General features: G+C 62.5%; 15 protein-coding genes and 1 tRNA gene. 7 read left to right on the top strand and 9 right to left on the bottom strand.

The annotated features are described in order from the left end of the window. Window positions 1-6: 6 nt before the first annotated feature. Genes ACS4NR_RS18185 through ACS4NR_RS18205 form a run of 5 tightly spaced genes read right to left on the bottom strand, consistent with a single transcriptional unit; the run spans window position 7 to window position 8,804 of the window. The gene (locus ACS4NR_RS18185; protein WP_456018012.1) at window positions 7-819 is read right to left on the bottom strand and encodes a YfaP family protein; all 813 of its coding nucleotides are present in this window, start codon (window positions 817-819) and stop codon (window positions 7-9) included. Between the two features lie 3 nt (window positions 820-822). Beyond that, window positions 823-2,442 (bottom strand): DUF2300 domain-containing protein, encoded by a 1,620-nt coding sequence (locus tag ACS4NR_RS18190; RefSeq protein WP_456018013.1) that lies wholly within the window; start codon window positions 2,440-2,442, stop codon window positions 823-825. A gap of 1 nt (window position 2,443) precedes the next feature. Beyond that, a complete protein-coding gene (locus ACS4NR_RS18195; protein WP_456018014.1) occupies window positions 2,444-7,018 on the bottom strand; it encodes an alpha-2-macroglobulin family protein in 4,575 nt (1,524 codons plus the stop codon). Beyond that, a complete protein-coding gene (locus ACS4NR_RS18200) occupies window positions 7,015-7,665 on the bottom strand; it encodes a DUF1175 domain-containing protein (RefSeq protein ID WP_095139142.1) in 651 nt (216 codons plus the stop codon). Before ACS4NR_RS18200 ends, ACS4NR_RS18195 begins: the two co-directional genes overlap by 4 nt. Further along, a complete protein-coding gene (locus ACS4NR_RS18205) occupies window positions 7,650-8,804 on the bottom strand; it encodes a DUF2138 family protein (protein ID WP_456018015.1) in 1,155 nt (384 codons plus the stop codon). Before ACS4NR_RS18205 ends, ACS4NR_RS18200 begins: the two co-directional genes overlap by 16 nt. Here ACS4NR_RS18205 and ACS4NR_RS18210 point away from each other — a divergent pair. Together ACS4NR_RS18210 and ACS4NR_RS18215 are read left to right on the top strand one after the other, a co-directional pair. After that, window positions 8,775-8,863 (top strand) — tRNA-OTHER (locus ACS4NR_RS18210). The genes ACS4NR_RS18205 and ACS4NR_RS18210 overlap by 30 nt on opposite strands. 151 nt (window positions 8,864-9,014) lie before the next feature. Continuing rightward, window positions 9,015-9,275 (top strand): hypothetical protein, encoded by a 261-nt coding sequence (locus tag ACS4NR_RS18215; protein WP_456018016.1) that lies wholly within the window; start codon window positions 9,015-9,017, stop codon window positions 9,273-9,275. Between the two features lie 125 nt (window positions 9,276-9,400). Here ACS4NR_RS18215 and ACS4NR_RS18220 read toward each other — a convergent pair whose 3' ends face one another. Then, window positions 9,401-10,192, bottom strand: a complete 792-nt coding sequence (locus ACS4NR_RS18220; protein ID WP_456018017.1) for a YfaP family protein — start codon at window positions 10,190-10,192, stop codon at window positions 9,401-9,403. Window positions 10,193-10,472: 280 nt separating this feature from the next. Here ACS4NR_RS18220 and ACS4NR_RS18225 point away from each other — a divergent pair, with 280 nt between their 5' ends. The 5 genes from ACS4NR_RS18225 to ACS4NR_RS18245 all read left to right on the top strand — a co-directional run bounded on the left by ACS4NR_RS18225 (window position 10,473) and on the right by ACS4NR_RS18245 (window position 16,865). Beyond that, window positions 10,473-11,618 (top strand): Fic family protein, encoded by a 1,146-nt coding sequence (locus ACS4NR_RS18225; RefSeq protein WP_456018018.1) that lies wholly within the window; start codon window positions 10,473-10,475, stop codon window positions 11,616-11,618. A gap of 105 nt (window positions 11,619-11,723) precedes the next feature. Further along, window positions 11,724-11,966: an exodeoxyribonuclease VII small subunit gene (locus ACS4NR_RS18230; protein WP_003228627.1), complete on the top strand. Its 243-nt coding sequence runs from the start codon at window positions 11,724-11,726 to the stop codon at window positions 11,964-11,966. Continuing rightward, window positions 11,963-12,850: a (2E,6E)-farnesyl diphosphate synthase gene (gene ispA / locus ACS4NR_RS18235; RefSeq protein WP_456018019.1), complete on the top strand. Its 888-nt coding sequence runs from the start codon at window positions 11,963-11,965 to the stop codon at window positions 12,848-12,850. Before ACS4NR_RS18230 ends, ispA begins: the two co-directional genes overlap by 4 nt. 91 nt (window positions 12,851-12,941) lie before the next feature. Then, a complete protein-coding gene (gene dxs / locus ACS4NR_RS18240) occupies window positions 12,942-14,840 on the top strand; it encodes a 1-deoxy-D-xylulose-5-phosphate synthase (protein ID WP_456018020.1) in 1,899 nt (632 codons plus the stop codon). Window positions 14,841-14,981: 141 nt separating this feature from the next. After that, window positions 14,982-16,865, top strand: a complete 1,884-nt coding sequence (locus ACS4NR_RS18245) for a TonB-dependent receptor domain-containing protein (protein ID WP_456018021.1) — start codon at window positions 14,982-14,984, stop codon at window positions 16,863-16,865. Between the two features lie 111 nt (window positions 16,866-16,976). Here the strand turns inward: ACS4NR_RS18245 and ACS4NR_RS18250 are convergent, their stop codons facing one another. The 3 genes from ACS4NR_RS18250 to ribA are packed head-to-tail and all read right to left on the bottom strand — an operon-like array spanning window position 16,977 to window position 18,810. After that, window positions 16,977-17,777: a cobalamin-binding protein gene (locus ACS4NR_RS18250; protein ID WP_456018022.1), complete on the bottom strand. Its 801-nt coding sequence runs from the start codon at window positions 17,775-17,777 to the stop codon at window positions 16,977-16,979. Beyond that, entirely contained in the window at window positions 17,777-18,196 is a 420-nt protein-coding gene (locus ACS4NR_RS18255; protein ID WP_047602513.1) for a hypothetical protein, read from the bottom strand. Before ACS4NR_RS18255 ends, ACS4NR_RS18250 begins: the two co-directional genes overlap by 1 nt. Continuing rightward, window positions 18,193-18,810, bottom strand: coding sequence for a GTP cyclohydrolase II (gene ribA, locus ACS4NR_RS18260; protein ID WP_095188498.1), 618 nt, complete (start codon window positions 18,808-18,810; stop codon window positions 18,193-18,195). Before ribA ends, ACS4NR_RS18255 begins: the two co-directional genes overlap by 4 nt. Window positions 18,811-18,969: the final 159 nt, after the last annotated feature.

Below are 18,969 nucleotides of genomic sequence, written 5' to 3' on the forward strand. Positions count from 1 at the left end.
AGCTGCTCAGGGATAGCTGAACGACTTCACAAGCGTCAGTTCACCCACCGCTCGCATCGGCACCACAAACGTCTCCATTTTCTCGCTTGGCGTGCCTTCCTCGGTAATCACCGTCACCTGCGCCGTGGTCAGCGGCTGCACCGCCTCCTCCCCGCCTTCATCATCCCCCCGATAACCTCCGCCGAAGTAGTTCACATACACCAGATATTGGCCCTTGATCGGCGCCGGCATGGCGAAGATTTCCGGGCCATAGCCGGTGGTGACGTCGACGTCGAGCGCGGCGCCGTTGGGTGCGACGCGGTCGCCGTACCAGATGTGCGCGCCGTCGGGGGTGATCAGGTGCAGGTCGAGGTCGGTGCCGTCGCTGTCCCAGGAGAGCAGCACGCGCAGTTTGGCCGGGGTGGCGCCGCCGCTGGCGTTGAGGAACTGCGTGCGGTGCCGTTGCTGGCCGTTGGGGCTGCGCACTTCGACGCTGTTGCTGCCATTAGGGAAGGAGAACGGGCGGTCGAAGCGGCCGCTGTCGTCGATTTTCAGCGGCATGCTGACGCCGTTGACGATCAGCCGGCCGGGTTCCTTGCTCTTGGGGGTGGCTTTGATTTCACCGCTGATGCGCGCGGTGTTGGCCTGGCCGAGCGGGGTGTTGACCGAGGAGGCCGGGTAATTGACGGTCTGGCGGAAGCTCTCGCCTTCGCCCTCGGGCGCGCCGGTGCGCCAGCCGCCGACCGGGGTGTCGAGTTTGACGCTGTCGGCGGCCATTGCCATCGGCCATGCATTGAATGCGCAGAGCAGCAGCAAGACCTGTGGATAACGGAGTGTCATGGTCTATTCCAGCAAGAGGTGACGGGCGAGCCCTTCGATGTAGGTTTCATCCTGGCCATTGGGATGTGCTTCAAAGGCCAGGTGCAGATATTCGTGAGTCAGGTCGAGGCGATCCTGCAGGGTCAGCACGCCGCGCACGTAGATGCGCTGGCGCTCGCGATCGACAAACGGGCGGCCGAACGCCAGTTTGCACACGGCAAAGGTGCTGACTTCGTTGTAGCCGGTTTCGCTTTCCAGCGTCGGACGCCAGCCGCGACGCTGCTTTTGCAGCCAGTCTTGCGCGGCGGGCAACGCTTCGCAGGAGGCGACCGGGTTGTCCCAACGGCTGAGGCTGGCGCGCGGATAAGCGTGCAGCAGAATCGCGTCATAACGCTGGCCGGCGTTGGCCTGTTCGACGGCTTGTTGCCAGGCGAGTTTGTCCGGGCCGGGTTGATCGGAGTGATAGGTGACGGTGCTGCCGGCCAGCACCAGATCCGCGGTCCACGCCGCGATGTTGCGCGACTCGGCGGAAGCAGGACGCGGGGCGACGCGCTGACGGTTGCTGCTGTCGTCGATGCTCAGGCACTCGCCGTTGCGCGTGGCGTTTTGCAGCAGATAGGTGCGGATCGCCACGGCCAGCGCTTTGGCGGCTTCGGCGGGTTCGGGTCTGGCTTCACGTTCAAGGACGCGGGCAACGTATTCTTCACGATCGAGCCGTGCGACGAGTTTGTCGTTGAGCAGAAACAGTTCGCCGCCGCTGTGGATATCCAGCACGTTGCCGTTGGCGAATTCGACGCGGTAGTCGCCCCGCAAAGGCCCGGAGCCAGCAACGCGCTCACCCGACAGGACTCGCGAAAGTGGATAACGCGAGAACAGTCCGACCTCAACACAACGCCCCGCTTCCGCCGGCCAGGATGAAGGCAACACCGTCGCCAACGCCTGCCCGTAATGGCGCAAGACCATTTGACTGGTGCCCCGCCCGCCGGCCCAAACAGGCGAGCCGTCCGCCGTCCAACCGGCGAAACCACCCTGCCGCGATTGCCGATCCTGATCACCGAGCCAGCTCCAGGTTTTCACCCGCAGGCGCCCACCGAGCTCACCAACCACATTGCCGTCTGCCGCATTCAGCACGACGTCGAGCAACACGCGGCGCATCTGCTCCTGCGCTGGCAGCAACGACAACACCTTCAGCAAATCAGCCACGGAAACCCGGGTAGTCGGTTGCACGGACGGCAAATCCAGCAGCCACGCCGGCGCCTGCCGCGCCTGCCAATACGTGCGCCAATCGGCAGCAGCAATGCCCAACCGCGCCGGTTCAAAGTACAAGCCGCAGGATTTGACCAACGCCTGATCACGCTCGATCTTGCCGCCCGCCGAACAGCAATAAACCTCTTCCTTGGACTGCCCGCGACATTCATACGCCGGCTCGTGCGCGCCGGTATCCACCAGCCACGCATAGACGAACAATTTCCACAGACTGCCCAGCGGCGTATCCAGCGTCGGCGGCAATGGCTCGCGAGCGATCAGTTGCGTCTGATTCAACGACAACAACTCGCCCTTGTACGCCAGCCGCAACGGCTCATCCTGCGCCGTCGCCAGCGCAGGCATCACACACATCAGCAGCCACAGCAGCGGCCGGGTCATGTCAGTTGACCGTGACCTGACCGAGGGCGGCTTTCGCTTCTTGGGCCTGATGCTGCGGCGCGTAGACCTGAGTGAAACGCACCGGCGGCAAGTTGAACTGGCCCTTCTGCGAGAAGCGCACCAGATGGCGCAGACGCAGTTCGCCGCTCAGCGCATCCACCGGCACCGCGTAAGCCAATTGCCCCGGCTCGAAGCGTGCCTTTTCCAGCGCGGTCGGCTCGGTGCCGTCCTTGCCCTGCAACTTGATGCCCCAGGTGGTGCGCTCGACATCGGCGCCCGGTGGCAGCGGCACTTCGAGCATGCCGTAGCGCAACGGTTTCGGTGCCTTGCTGGTGAGGATCACCTCATCTAGATACAGGCTGTCGCTGGACAGCGGTTTGCTACCGACCGGCTCCAGTTTGAAGGTGAACGCTTCATCGCCCGGCACCAGTCGCGACAGACGCCGGGTGATGGTCACGGCCATTGGATCGACCGCCGGTTGCTGGGTCTGGAAGCTCAGCGCCGCCCGCAGCGGACGCTCCTGAGTACCGGACACCGACAACACGCTCGGCACTGGTGTCGCCCCCTGCCAGGTCCAGAACATCTCGCCGGTCGCGCCGTAGTTTTTCTTCCAGCCTTCACCCGGCAGCAGCGCGATGGTCGGCGACGCCTGAGCGATGCTGCGTTGCAACCAGCTCAGCGCCAGGGCGCGTTCGAGGGTCGATTGCTGCGGCAACAGACGTTGCAGCAACGCCGTCGCGCGGGTCTGATCGAACGCTTGCAGCGACAGGTTCAGCGCTTCGGCAAACGGCTGCGAACTGACCGCCAGACGCTGTTGCGCAGCGCCGACCTGACGATTGAATGCGTCCGGCAACGCGACTTTCGACTGGGTCGCCAGCGCTGCGGTCAACACTCGCGCTGCGGCCAGACCGAGCGCCGAATCCGGATCGCTCATCACCAGACTGTCTTCGCCGTCGTCCATCAGGGTTTCGGCGTTGCCCTCACCAGCCTTGGCCAGATCGTCCATCAAACCGCTGAGCAAGGTGTTCACCGGCAGATGCATCTGCTTGGCGAACGACAGGATCAGCGCTCGCTGCAGCAGCGGCGTATGCGGCGCCTGCTTGGCGTAAACCTCCAGCACTCGTTGCCAATGCTCCGGCGGCAGGGTCAGTTCCAGCACCTGACTGGCGTTCCAGTCGGCGTAGTAGGCGTAAGCGGTGAGGAAGGCGTCCGGTTCACCGTCGAAGCCCCACCAGGTGAAGCTCGCCGACGGCCCGGCCATTTGCACCAGACGCAGACGGCTGTTCTGCATGATCAGGCGCAGGCGATCACGGATCTGCGGGCTCGACGCCAGCGACGGATAAGCGATGCTCAGCGGCAGCAAACGGCTGGCCGTCTGCTCGACGCCGCCGTACGGGTAGCTCAGCAGATCGTCGAGCGCGGAACGGAACAGCGCTTGCGGAGTGTCATCCAGACGCAGACGAATGTCGGTGGCGTCGGCCGGCAGGCTCAACGGTGTATCGCCGCTGGCCACGTCGAGGCTCTGGGTTTGCGTGACTTGCCAACCGTCACCGGTCGCGCTCAGGCGCACGGCGAGGGCGTCAGCGGTTTTGCCGTCCTGCACCAGCTCGGCGGTCCACTCACCCGAGGCCAGGGCGAACGCTGGCAGCGGCACGTGGTTGATGCCGTTGTTCAGGGTCACCGGCAGGCGTTGTTCGGCGCCAGCGTAATGCGTGATCAGTTCAGCCTTGACCGGCTTCTCGGCCTGACTGAACGCAAACACACCGAGTTGCGGCTGATCGCCTTTGCGAAATTTGCTCGGCCCACTCCACTTCAGATACAGCGGTTTTTCCGAACGGACGAACTGCTTCTTCTGCCCGACCTGACCGTCATCGGCAATGGCCCGCGCGGTGATGCGCCAGCGGGTCAGCGAGTCCGGCATCTTGAAGGTGAAGCGGGTTTTGCCGTCAGCACCGGTCAACAACTCTGGCTGCCATGCGGCGGTGTCGACGTCTTCACGACGCGGACGCTCCAGCACTTTCACGCCACGTTCGCTGCGATTGGCCTTGCCCGGCGCGCCGGGGCTGCCCGGCAACGCCACGTCATAGCTGATGAACGACAGGCTGGCGCTGGTGCGCACGTTGTTACGCCGTGGGTGATAGAAAAACTGGTCGATGGTCGGTGCGACTTCCGGTTGCAGCGCGTAGACCATTTCATCGACGACGCTGACGGTCAGGTGCGCCGGTACCGCTTTGCCGGCGAACTGCGTGGTCAGGTCAACGGTCACGGTATCACCCGGCAGATACACCGCTTTGTCGGTGCTGATCGCCACGTCGATTTGCGGCGCGATCACCTTGATCCCGGCGTTCTGGAAGCTGTACTGCCCGCCTTTGGTGTACAGCACGGAGAAGGTCAGGTTTGGCGCAAAACTGTCCTTCACCGGGATGCGCGCGCGGTATTGGGTGTCGCTGAGTTTTTCCAGTTTCAGCCAGTCGCCGCCCTTGGCCAGAAGCGCGGTGGCTTCGACCTTGTCGCGCTCCAGCGACAGCAGTGCATCGCTGACCGGCTCCGGGAATGTGATCAGCGCCAGTGCTTCATCGCCAGCTTTGTACTCTGGCTTGTCGAGGACGATTTCCACAGTGCCCGGTACCGCTTTGACGCCGTCGCCGGTGACCGAATGGCCGGTGGCGCCGAGGACGCGACCGTGTTGATCTTTCAGCGTCAGGTTGTAAGTACCCGGACGTTCGAAGGCCAGACTAAAGCCTTTGTCAGTCGCCGCGAGTTTGCCTTCGCCAGTGCTCTGGTCTTCCAGGCGCACCCAGCTGTAGCTGCTCGGGGTCACGGCTTTGCTCTGCTCGCTGCCACCTTCGTTGGCGTAGCTGAACGCGACCTTATCGTTGACCGAGCTGAAGCGTTGCGGCGCGCTCAGGCGGAAGCTCGCGGCACCACGGTCGATGAGGATTTCCTTGGTGGTCTTGACCCGATACGCCGCGCCATCGCTGGCAAACACGGTGAGCATGTAACGGCTCGGTTTGTCGGCGGCCGGCAGGTCGAGGGTCGCGTTGCCCTTGCTGTCAGTGGTCAGTTCGGTGCTGGTCAACTCCACCGGGAATTGCCCGAGGTATTGCAGCTCGTTGTCGACCATCGACAGTTGCTGGGCACGCAGGCTCAGGCTCAGTTTGGCGTTGGCCACCGGTTTGCCGTCCGGGTAGAGCAGCACCAGACTGCCCTTCACCGGCTCGCCGGTGCGGTAATCCTGCTTGGCCAGATTCAGCGAAATCTCGAAGTGCGGCTTGATGTACTCGGCCACACGGAAGGCGCTGCTGTAGGCCTGATCCTTGTAGTTGAAACGGATCTCGTAACCACCGGCCACGGCGTTGTCCGGCAACTGGAAACGCCCCTGAGTGCCAGCCTTGGAATCGAGTTTCAGGTCGAGGCGTTGCAGCTCGGTGCCGGTGGCATCAAGCACACTGACGTTGACGTCAGCAGCGCCCGGCAGCACCGAATCCCGCGCATTCTTGAACTCGCGACCGACGATCTTCAGTGACACCCAATCCCCCGGGCGATACAGCGGTCGATCAGTGAACGCATAGAGTTTGGTGTCGTAGATTTCGCTGTCGTAATAGAAGTTTTCGGAAACGAATACACCGCCCTCCTCGTCCTCGCCAATGACGAACGAACGTTCGGGGCTGACGTGTTTCAGACGCAGCAAACCATCAGCATCGGTGGCGCCGCTGCTCATCACGCCGAGGCCGTCGGTCCACAGCACATTGACCTTCGGCACCGAACTGCCTTCGTGTTTGCGTGCGGCCCAGACCAGCAATTCGTCACCGGCAATCTTGCTCACCGCCACGGTGTTGGAAACGAACACCATGGTGGTCGCGCGGTACTTGCCGATCAGCGCTTCGACCAGGTACAGGCCCGGCTTCAGGTTGCCCAGCGGGATGTACACGTTACCCGGTGCAACGCTGACGAACTCGCTGGAAGAACCGGCCAGATTGACCCTGGCCGGCGGCTGGATCGGTTTGGCCTGCCACAGCGGATAGCGGAACTGGCTGACCACCGGCAGACCCGGAATCAGCGCGAATTGCGGCTGCGCGTCGTACGGGGTTGGCGCGGCGATGGTGTTGCCCATCTTCAGCTCCGGCACTTCCTCGGTGACCTGCTTGCGCGACTCGTAAGAGAACGCACGCTGCATCACCCGCCGCGATTTGCGGTACCAGTTGTCCCACAGGTACGCGAGGGTGTTGGACAGTCCTTCGCCCTTGAACTGACCGTCGCTGACCACGCGGTGCAGGTTCTTCTGGCGTTTGAGGAAGTCCAGCGGCTTGTCGATGCGATACACGCGAATGTCGGCGCCGCCGTAAGGCTCCATGCGGAAACGACGATAGTCCCGGCCCGGCGCTTCGAGACGGACCATCGCCTGCTCGTCGGCGGCGAAACTGCTGTCGGCCAGCAGGAAGAAGCTTTCACCGGCGACCGGCGTGTAGCCGCTCGGTTCCACCGAGTCTTCAGCGTTGACGGTCGCCAATGGCAGCAACAGCGCCAGCAGCAGAGGAATTCGAGCGCAGAGTCGCAGCATGCGGGCACCGGTCATTGGGAGAGAAAGTTCAGTCGATAGACGCCGATGAAGTTGGGGTTGGCTGCGTCGGGTATCCATCGGGTGTCCTTCCATGTCATGAGTTGCTGCAGGCTTGCCGAACGCATGCCGTTGTCAGTGGGGGTGGTCGTGCCGGTGTGATAGGCGATGTAACGGCCCATCCAGATCATCAGGTGCTGGTCGTCGCCCTGATCGAAAAACATCAGGTCGCCGGGGCGTGCCTGGGACACGTCGCGGCTGACCAGATGGCTGTTGAACTGAATCAGTTTGATCGCGTTGACGTACGGCCCGACCTTGCCGCCGCCCTGCTGCCATTGCTGGGCAAGCTTGCGCTGCTCGTCGCTGAGCGTCAGCTCCGGCGGCAGGTAGCGATTGGACAGGCCATTGCTGCGCAGCCATTTGTCGTCGTGGACTTTCAGCGCTTCGTTGGCGGCGAAACGCACCAGCCCGGCGCAGTCCTGCTGATACCAGCGCGGGCTCGGGCCCTGGCTCAGTTGCTCCTGAGCGATGCGCACGAACCAGGCGCGGAACACCTGGGATTGCGCCGGATCAAGCGCTGGGGATTCGACGGCTCGCACGCCCGCGCTCAAAAACAGCGCGAGCAAGCCGAGGCTACGGATCAATCCAGTCACAGCGCTTTCCATTCCAGCGGCAGCCATTGCCAGTGGCCGTCAGGCTCGCTGCCTTCAGGCAAGGTCAACGCGTATTTGCCGTAGCCGCCGAGGGTGCGCAGTTTCGGAATCAGGTAGGTTTGCGCGGCGTTGTAGAACACCGGCTCCATGTCCTGCGGCAGGCTGTCGAGGGTTTCCTGCTGCATCAGTTGCGCCATCGAATCCGGGCCGAAGTAGATCGGCATCAGCACATCTTTCGGCAGCACGTCGGCCATCGGCGGGAAGCGTTTGTCGAGGGTACCGAGAGCCTTGTCGAGCAGTTTGTCGTCGAGGGAAAACAGCAGCGTCGAACCATGGCGGGCGAGGCTGACTTTCATGAACGCGCGCCCGCTGATCGCGGCCGGGTTCTCGGCAGTCTTGGCGGCGTACGGGCCGAAGTTCGAGCTGACCTGACGCTGCCAGACATGGCTCTGCCCTTCCTGTTTCTCGACTACCGGGAACGCGTGTTCGGCGACATTCGACTCATAGGCGCCCACCATCGAACCGAACAATGTGCCCAGGTCGCCATCGAGCTTGCTGCTGTCCTCATCCTTCAGACTGGCGACCAGCAACGGCGTGTACAACCGCGAATCGGCGTACCAGCACAGGCCCGCCGCACCGGCCACATGCTCGGTGAGTTTCTGCGCCACGGCTTCGTCGGCGCCGAGTTTCACCAGCAGCGGTTTCTGCGGCTCGGCCGCCACCGGCAAGGTCACGCAGGCACTGGCGCCCAGCGGCATGGCTTGCCACACCGGTTTGAAATCGAAGTCCGGCTGGTTTTCCAGTTCGTCCATGGCCAGGTAGCTGTGCCAGCCCTTGTCGTCCATATCAAAGCGCAGCCCGGCGAAGTTCGGGATGAAGCGCTGATAGCCCATCGCAAGGACGCTGGAATTGACCGACAGACGCTGTTTGATCTCCGGCGCCTTGGCTGGCAACCCGAAGGCCTCGGGGAACAGTTTGTCGCCATTGAGCAAGGCCGCCAGCGCTTGCGGCGAGACATGTCCCGACTCCTCGGACTCGCCGTTGGCCGGGTCGTAATATTTGTTCGGGTTGGACAGCACCACCAGTTTGTCGCCGCGCGACGCGAACAGCAGCGACTTGCTGGCGTTGTAGCTGAGTTGGTACAGCGGCACTTCGTCGCTGCCGACCTTGAGGCTGCCGAAGACACTGAGCTGCGAATCGTCCAGCGCCACTTTCGCCAGCGGTTCGAGCAGTTTCGCCAGCCCGCCGCGGTCCATCACCAGCAGAAAATCCTTGAGCCGGCCATCCGCACCGCGCCACAACGCCACATCTGCCGGTTGATCGAAAAGCTGTTCGATCAGGCTGTCCTGCAGCTTCAGGTCGTGTTCGTAAATGATCCGGCGCAGGCTGCCGATCAACCCCAGGCGGTCGGCGTGGGTTTCGTAATAGAAGACGAAATCCTCGGTGAGCGTGGCCTTGAGGAACGGCACCGTCAGCAGGTCCTTGGGCAACTGGCTCAGGGAGCGGGTTTCCAGCAGCGCATCCGGACGACTCAGGCCGAGTTTGTCACTGGCAAGTATGGCCGCCGGCACCTTGGGTTTGTGCAGCATCCAGCCAAGACCACCGGCCACCCCGGCCACTAGAACCAGGCCGATCAGCAGCGCCGGCCAGCGCCGGGAAGGTTGGCCGGCAGCTGTCGGGACGGCCGGAGAAGCAGCGTTATCACTCATGTTCACAAAACCCGAAGTTCATCCGTGGTGCGGGATGCTTAATAGTTGAAAGTCTTGACCAGCAGCAGATCACCGATCGCCCGCAGGGGCACGATGAACGTTTCACGTCTTTCGTCGACCGTGTTTTCGTTGAGCACCAGCGTGATTTGCGAGGTGATCACCTCGTTCTGATTGCTGGCCTCCTCGAAGTTATAGCCGCCGTCGCCGAAGTTGCCCCAATAGTTGACGTAAACCAGATAGGTGCCATGCAGCGGCGCGGTCATGGTGAACATTTCCGGGCCGGGGCCATCGACACCGTCCGGGTCCAGACCACCGCCGTTGGTCAGCGCCGTATGGGCGAAGAACGCGTGCTGGCCGTCCGGGGTAATGATGTGCAGGTCGAGTTCGGCCTTGGGGTCGTCCCAGCCGAGCACCACACGAATCTTCGCCGGGGTGCGCAGGTTGTTCGCTTCATAGAACTGCACGCGCTTGAGCGACTGACCCTCGGCGCTGCGCACTTCGACACTGTTGGAACCGGCGCCAAACGCATACGGCCGGGCGAACTGCCCGTCATCGTCGGTGTACAGATTCAATGGATTGCCGTTGACCGCCAGCGTATGCGGCCCGCGCTGATTGCCGATGGCCTTGAGCTGGCCCTGAATCATCGTGCGATTGCGCTGAATGCCGCGATCGATCGGCGGCGTGGGGTAGGCGACTTGCGGGTTTTCACTGCGGTCGAGCAGACCGTGATAACGCCAGCCGCCGGACGGTTCCGACAGTTCAGCGCTCGGCGCCGCCAGCAGCGCAGGCGCGCAAGCCAGGCCGATCAGCAGCCAAAGAAATGAACGCATGTATTGCCTCCTGCCATGCCTGAACGAAACCTTGCACCCGATCCTCGGTACTTCACAGCGGTGAAAACTGCGTTTCGTCTGAAAGACCCCGTGAATATGGGTCGTAGAAGGCGCGAAGATTAGCGATTCGGCAGTTTTTTAACAATCGGATACATCTGGATTTGCGGTGGGAATCACGCCGTAAAGTGGACGGTGAGCCGAATAGCCGTCATATTCGGCTCACTAAATGAGCCGAATAGCATTTCTATTCGGCTCACGCCCTTATCACAGGCAATTTACGATGACGACTCAATGGATCTGGCAACAACCTGACTGGCCCGATTTCAACTGGCAAGCAGAACGTCTCGCACCGCTGTTGCGCGAGTGCGTCCAGGCTCAGGGCCAGTTGATGGGCATGGCCGGTTCTGTTGGCAACTCCCTCAGCGCTCAGACCGAACTCGACGCACTGCTGCAAAACATCGTGACCTCCTCGGCGATTGAAGGCGAGCAGTTGAATGTCGGCTCAGTGCGTTCGTCATTGGCTCGACGCCTGGGGCTGGAATTGCCCGACGGCGATAAAGTCAGCCAACGCAGCGAAGGCCTGGCGCAACTGATGCTCGACGCCACCCGACGCTTCGCTGAACCCCTGACGCTTGAGCGATTGCTGGAATGGCACCGGTGGCTGTTTCCGGACCAGGAAAGCGACTTCACCGCGAGATCGATGCATGTCGGTGCGCTTCGCGGTGACGAGCCGATGCAGGTAGTTTCCGGTCGTCTCGACCGCCCGACCGTGCATTTCGAGGCGCCACCGCGCCAAGGACTGGAGCGGCAGCTCGCCAGATTTCTTGCCTGGTTCGAAGCCAGCCAGCATCAAACAGCGCTGGATCCGCTGCTACGGGCCGGCATCGCGCATTTCTGGTTTGTCACGCTGCATCCGTTTGATGACGGCAACGGTCGACTGACTCGGACCATCACCGATCTGGCGCTGGCGCAAGGCGAAGCACAGGCCATCCGGTTTTACGCCATGTCGGCCAGCATCCTCGATGACCGTAGCGGCTATTACCGAGTGCTTGAGGCCAGTCAAAAAGCCACACTGGATATCACCCAATGGCTCACGTGGTTTCTGCAGACGCTTTTACGCAGTCTGCAGCAAGCCATCGCGCGTATCGAAAGTGTGCTGGGTAAAACCCGCTTCTGGCAGGCACACCGTGAATCCGAACTGTCGGTGGAACAGAGTAAAGTGCTCAATCGTTTGCTTGACGGTGGAGAGCGCGGGTTCGAACACGGTATCAGCGCGGCGCAGTATCAGGCGGTGGCCAAGGTTTCCAAAGCCACGGCGACGCGACATCTGGCGGAACTGCTGGAAAAGGGTTGTCTGCAGCGTATGCCCGGAGGCGGACGGAGCACGCGATACAAAATCAATTACCCGGACAATTCCTCGAATTGAACCGCTGCCCCTGTGGCGAGGGCTCGCGAAAGCCCCGCTCATTTGCCCATAAACCCCCTATCTGCTAGTGTCGCGCCGGTTTAACGTCAACCGGAAATCGCCGCCATGGCCCGCAAAAAAGCTGCACTGGATTTCGAACAGTCCCTCGCCGACCTGCAAACACTGGTCGAGCGTCTGGAGAACGGTGAATTGTCGCTGGAAGACTCGCTGACCGCTTTCGAGCAGGGCATCGGTCTGACCCGTGACTGCCAGGCAGCGCTGGCCCAGGCCGAGCAGAAGGTGCAAGTGCTGCTGGAGCGTGATGGCGAACTCGCCGAGGAACCCTTCGACGCGGAACAGCCAGAATGATTGCGGCGTATTCGGCGACCAGCCAGGCGCGGGTCAATGCGGCACTGGAAATCCTCTTCAAGGCTCCGCTGCCGGAGCTGTCGCGCCTGTATGAGGCGATGCACTACAGCGTGATGATCGGCGGCAAGCGCGTGCGTCCGCTGCTGGCCTACGCCGCATGCGAAGCGCTGGGCGGCAAGACTGAGCAAGCCAACGGCGCGGCCTGCGCGGTGGAGCTGATCCACGCTTATTCGCTGGTTCACGACGATTTGCCGGCGATGGACGACGACGATCTGCGTCGCGGCCAGCCAACGACTCATAAAAAATTCGACGAAGCCTGCGCGATCCTCGCCGGCGACGGCTTGCAGAGCCTGGCCTTCAGCGCTCTGCTCGACACGCGTCTGAGCAATCTCGACGCCGAGATTCGCCTGCAACAGGTCACGGCGCTGGCGCACGCGGCAGGCCCGGCAGGTATGGTCGGCGGTCAGGCCATCGACCTCGGTTCGGTCGGTCTGAAGCTGGATCAGCAAGCGCTGGAGCAGATGCACCGACACAAGACCGGCGCGCTGATTGAAGTCAGCGTCAAGCTCGGCGCCCTGGCCAGCGGCCGTGCCGAGCAGGATGAACTCAAGGCTCTGCAGATTTATGCACAGGCCATTGGTCTGGCCTTCCAGGTGCAGGACGACATTCTCGACGTCGAAAGCGATACCGAAACCCTTGGCAAACGCCAAGGCGCCGACATCGCCCGCGACAAGCCGACCTACCCGGCCCTGCTGGGGCTGGACGCGGCCAAGCGCTATGCTCTTGAACTGCGCGATCAGGCCCTGCAGGCGCTGCGACCGTTTGACGCGGCAGCCGAGCCTTTGCGCGACCTGGCCCGGTATATCGTCGAGCGGCGTAACTGAACGCCAACCTGCCAAAAAAGAGCAACGCGTGGGCAGGGGGCGAAGCATCAGGTAAACTGCCGCCTCTTCTATACCTATAACGATTCGCCTGATGCCCACGACGTTTCATGAGATTCCCCGCAAGCGCCCGACCACGCCCCTGCTCGACCGCGCGAACACGCCGGACGGCCTGCGCCGGTTAGGCGAAGCCGAGCTGGAAACCCTGGCCGATGAGTTGCGCCTGGAATTGCTCTACACGGTCGGCCAGACCGGTGGGCATTTCGGTGCCGGCCTGGGCGTCATCGAGCTGACCATCGCGCTGCATTACGTCTTCGACACCCCGGATGACCGGCTGGTGTGGGACGTGGGTCATCAGGCGTATCCGCACAAGATCCTCACCGGTCGCCGCCAGCGCATGGAAACCCTGCGCCAGAAGGACGGCATCGCTGCCTTCCCGCGCCGCGCCGAGAGCGAGTACGACACCTTTGGCGTCGGCCACTCCAGCACCTCGATCAGCGCAGCGCTGGGCATGGCGATTGCCGCCCGCCTGCAAGACAGCGATCGCAAGGCGATTGCGGTGATCGGTGACGGCGCGCTGACCGCCGGCATGGCCTTCGAGGCGCTGAACCATGCGCCGGAAGTCAACGCCAACATGTTGGTGATCCTCAATGACAACGACATGTCGATCTCGCGCAACGTTGGCGGTTTGTCCAACTATCTGGCGAAGATCCTTTCCAGCCGCACTTACGCGAGCATGCGTGAAGGCAGCAAGAAAGTCCTGTCGCGCCTGCCCGGCGCCTGGGAAATCGCCCGTCGCACCGAAGAATACGCCAAGGGTATGCTGGTTCCCGGCACCCTGTTCGAAGAGCTGGGCTGGAACTACATCGGCCCGATCGATGGCCACGACCTGCCGACCCTGATCGCCACCCTGCGCAACATGCGCGATCTGAAGGGCCCGCAGTTCCTGCACATCGTCACCAAGAAAGGCAAAGGCTTCGCCCCGGCGGAAGTCGACCCGATCGGTTACCACGCGATCACCAAACTGGAACCTGTCGACGCTCCGGCCGCTGCACCGAAAAAAGCGGGCGGGCCGAAGTATTCGGCGGTGTTTGGCGAATGGCTGTGCGACATGGCTGCATCTGATCCGCGTCTAGTCGGCATCACACCGGCAATGAAAGAAGGCTCGGACCTGGTGGAGTTCAGCGAACGTTTCCCGCTGCGCTACTTCGATGTGGCGATTGCCGAGCAACACGCGGTGACGTTCGCTGCCGGCATGGCCTGCGAAGGCGCGAAACCGGTGGTGGCGATCTACTCGACGTTCCTGCAACGCGGTTACGACCAGTTGGTACATGACGTCGCGGTGCAGAACCTCGACGTACTGTTCGCCATCGACCGCGCCGGTCTGGTGGGTGAAGACGGCCCGACTCACGCCGGCAGCTTCGATCTGTCCTACCTGCGCTGCATCCCGGGCATGGTCATCATGACCCCGAGCGACGAAAACGAACTGCGCAAAATGCTCACCACCGGCCACCTGTATAACGGCCCGGCGGCGGTGCGCTACCCGCGCGGCACCGGCCCGAACGCGACCATCGACAAGGATCTCGAACCGATCGAAATCGGCAAGGGCATCGTCCGCCGCCAGGGCAGCAAAGTCGCTCTGCTGGTGTTCGGCGTGCAACTGACCGAAGCACTGAAAGTCGCCGAGAAGCTCGATGCGACCGTGGTCGACATGCGTTTCGTCAAGCCGCTGGATGAAGCGTTGGTGCGCGAGATCGCCGGCAGCCACGAGTTGCTGGTGACCATCGAAGAGAACGCGATCATGGGCGGCGCCGGTGGCGCGGTCAGCGAGTTCCTGGCGCGCGAGAACATTCTCAAGTCGATGCTGCACCTGGGCTTGCCGGACATCTACGTCGAGCACGCCAAACCGGCGCAGATGCTGGCCGAGTGCGGGCTGGATGAAGCGGGGATCGAAGCGTCGATTCGCGAGCGTCTGGAACTGCTCAACAAGTAACACGCAATACCCATGTGGGAGCGGGCTTGCTCGCGAAGGCGTCGGATCAGTCGATGATGAGTTGACTGATACACCGTCTTCGCGAGCAAGCCCGCTCCCACATTTGATTTGTGTACATCAGAAATACCCACGGGAACACCGATGAACCTCTCGCGCCTCGCCCTGCCCCTCCTCCTGCTGCCAGCCGCCAGCGCTCTCGCCGACACCTTCGAACGCGACGAAGCGCTGAAGCTGCCGGATACGCTGATCAGCGCCAACCGCCAGGTCGAAGCGCGCAACGACAGCAGCGCCGCCAACACCGTGTTCACCCGCGAAGACATCGACCGCCTGCAACCGGGCAGCGTCACCGATCTGCTGCAACGGGTGCCGGGCGTGCAAGTGGCGCAGGCTGGCGGACGCGGCAGTCTGCCGGGGATCTACATTCGCGGCACGCAATCGGCGCAGAGTCTGGTGCTGGTCGACGGTCAGCGCATCGGCAGTTCGACCTCCGGCGACAGCAACCTGCAGCACCTGAACATCGACCAGATCGAACGCGTGGAAGTGTTGCGCGGTTCGCGTTCGGTGATTTACGGCAGCGATGCGATTGGCGGGGTGATCCAGATCTTCACCCGGCGCGGCACCGAGCAAGGCCTGCAGCCGCGCTTGCACGTCGGCTTCGGCAGCAACCAGACCAGGGAACGCAGCCTCGGCCTGTCCGGTGGCGATGACAAGACCCGCTTCAACCTGGGTGCCAGCCTCGATGACACCGCTGGCCTCGACCGGACTCACGAGTCTTACCCGAGCGACAGCGATCACGATGCCTATCGCAATAAATCCGTCAGCCTGAGTCTCAGCCATGCGCTGACCGACGACATCGAAGTCGGCGCCAACCTGCTGGATAACCGTGGCAAGAGCGAGTTCGATAACCCGTTCGGCCGCTTTGATACGACCACTTTCGAGTCGGTGCAACAGCAGCCTTACAGCGACTTCAACGTCAGCAGTGTCAGCAGCTACGTCGATGCCCGTGTCAACGAAACCTGGAAAACCCGCGTCGAATTCGGCCACAGCGAGAATCGCGAAAAAACCTTCGACAAGCTCAGCGACGAGCGCACGGTGTTCAATACCTATCGCGATTCGGTGAACTGGCAGAACGACCTGACTCTGGATGCGCGCAACAGCCTGATCCTCGGCGGCGACTGGTACCAAGACCGGGTCAACAGCAGCACCGCATTCAACGAGGACAGCCGCTGGAACCGTGCCGCGTTCATCCAGCATCGCTATCAGGCCGACAGCTTCTCCACGGAGCTGGGTCTGCGCCACGACGACAACCAGCAATTCGGCAGCCAGAACACCTGGAGCGGCACCTTCACACTGCCGCTGAACCCGGACAACGATCTGCTGCTGAGCTACAGCGAAGGTTTCCGCGCGCCGACCTTCAACGACCTGTACTACCCGGACTTCAGCAACCCTGACCTGAAGCCGGAAACCTCGAAAAGCTACGAGCTGCAATGGCGCAGTCAGTTGAGCGATAGCAGTCGACTGGAGACGTCGATTTACCGCACGGATCTGCAAGACGCGATCATCTTCGGCAGCAACTCACGCCCGGAGAACGTGGCCTCGGCGCGGATCAATGGCTTTGAAGCGGCGCTGAAACAGGAGCTGTTCGGCTGGCAGAGCAGCCTCGGTGTGGCGTTTATCGATCCGCGTGATCGTGATACCGGGCACACCCTGGCGCGTCGTGCGCGGCGCACAGCCAGTTGGGATCTGGATCGCCAGTTCGACCGGTTGGGGCTGGGCGCCAGTTGGCAATTGGTCAGCGGCAGTTACGACGACAAGGACAACACCCACTCACTGGGCGGCTACGGCTTGATCGGACTGCGCAGCAGTTGGGCGCTGAATCGCGAGATCAAACTGGATATGAAGGTCGAGAACCTGCTGGACAAAGGCTACAGCCGTGCGCTGTACAGCTATGACGGCAGCCAGTATGGCTATCGCGAGGAAGGTCGGGTGTGGGTGTTTGGGGTGACCTGGACACCGGAGCTCTGATCCGGAATTTTCGCTGCTTCGACTGGCCTCTTCGCGAGCAAGCCCGCTCCCACAGGGGGAACGCATTCCAACTGTGGGAGCGGGCTTGCTCGCGAAGAACTCACCTCGGTCTCAGCGCTCAGGCGCAATCAAATGGCAGAGCTTGGCGGTCGCTTCGATCATCTGGCCGCTTGGGCGCTCCAGGCCTTTGTCGCTGATCAGCAGCAACTGACCATGTGCCACCGCACTCACCTGCGGCCAGGCCTTCCACGCATCGAGCTGGCCCTGATCTCCCGCCAGAATCACCTGCGGATTGCGCTGCAACACCGCTTCTATGCTGACCTGCGGCGCCGGCAAACTCAGATCGGCAAACACATTGCGTGCGCCGCAGATTTCGAGCGCATCGCTGATGATCTGCCCGCCACCGACGGTGTACAGGGGCTTGTCCCAGACTTGATAGAACACCTTCAGCGGCGTGTCCCGACGATAGCGCTGGCGCAGGTCATCGAGCTTCCTGCGTAAATCCGCCGCCAGTTTCGTCCCACGCTCAGGTCGCCCCAGTTGCGCGGCAATCGCTTCGATCTGTGCAGACAATTGTTCGAGATTGTGCGGTTCGGCGACGTAAGTCGGGATGTTCAGGCGTTTGAGCTGATCGCGTTGCGCCGGGCCGACACTGCCGGGCCACAACAGCAGCAAATCCGGCTTGAGACTGAGCAGGCGCTCCATGTCGAGTTGGCCATAACGCCCCACCGAGGGAACATCGGCAACGGCAGCCGGACGCTCGCCGGCATCGAGCACACCAACCAGCAGATCGGCCGAGCCCAGCTCAACAACGATTTCAGACAGAGAAGGCGCGAGACTGACCACTCGCAGGTTCGCCAGCACCGGGCCGGCGCAGGCCAGCAGCAGAACCGCCAGCCACAGACGGCGCATCAGCCGAGTTGACGCGGGATGCGATAGAGGTAGAACAGCACCGCCGTGGACAACGCCAGCAGCATCAGCGGTACGGCTTCAAGGCCGACGAACACCGCCAGCGCGCCGATCCATGCCGGCAATGCGGCCGCGAGAAATGCACTGCGACGCCGGGCCGCCAAGGCAATCCAGGCCGCAGGTTCGTCGGGGGTATCAAGGGCTTTTTGCGTGGCGATCAGCGCGTGCTTGTAGCGGCCGAAAAACTTCAGGCTGACAAACATCGAGGCCACGCCGGCAATGAACAACGGCATGGCCAGCACCGGCAGAATGCCTTCGCCTTGGCCGAACAGGCCATTGAGGACAAACAGCGGTACCAGCGCCAGCGCCAGGTATTTCCACCAGTCGACCGCCAGGCGGCGTCGCACCTGACCGCGGGTCACGCGCGGTCGACCTCGCCCTGATGCTCGTTGCCCATCATGTGGTCGAGCTTGCTGGCCTTGGTCGCCAGGTACAGTTTGTTGTGCGGGTTGTGCCCGGTGTGCAGCGGCACGCGCTCGGCGACGACGATGCCCATGTCGGTCAGGGCTTTGACCTTGCGCGGGTTGTTGGTCATCAGGCGCAGCGACTTCACACCCAGATGCTCGAGCATCGGCAGGCACATGGCGTAGTCGCGCTGATCGGCGGCGAAGCCCAGGCGCTCGTTGGCTTCTACGGTGTCGGCGCCGCCGTCCTGCAATTCATAGGCGCGGATCTTGTTCAACAGACCGATGCCGCGACCTTCCTGACGCAGGTACAGCAGCACGCCACGGCCTTCACGGGCAATGGCTTTAAGGGCGCCTTCCAGTTGCGAACCGCAGTCGCAGCGCTGGCTGAACAGGGCGTCACCGGTCAGGCACTCGGAGTGCAACCGGCCGAGAACCGGGGCACCGTCGGCGAAATCACCCAGGCTCAGCACAACGTGCTCGCGGCCGGTGGCCTCATCGAGAAAACCGTGCATGGTGAATTGCGCAAAAGGCGTTGGCAGCTTGGAAGCGGCGACAAAAACGACAGGCACCGGTGTGCTCCTGATCTAAAAAGTCTGAAGATTCGCAGGCCGGCATTGTAACAGCAGGTTCCTGCAGACGCTTAGGCTGAATTATCGGGCATAACGATCAAAAAGTTTGATGACACCCGGTTTGCGTGGATCCCCCGTGGGAGCGGGCTTGCTCGCGAA

Source organism: Pseudomonas sp. JQ36, from assembly GCF_053851495.1.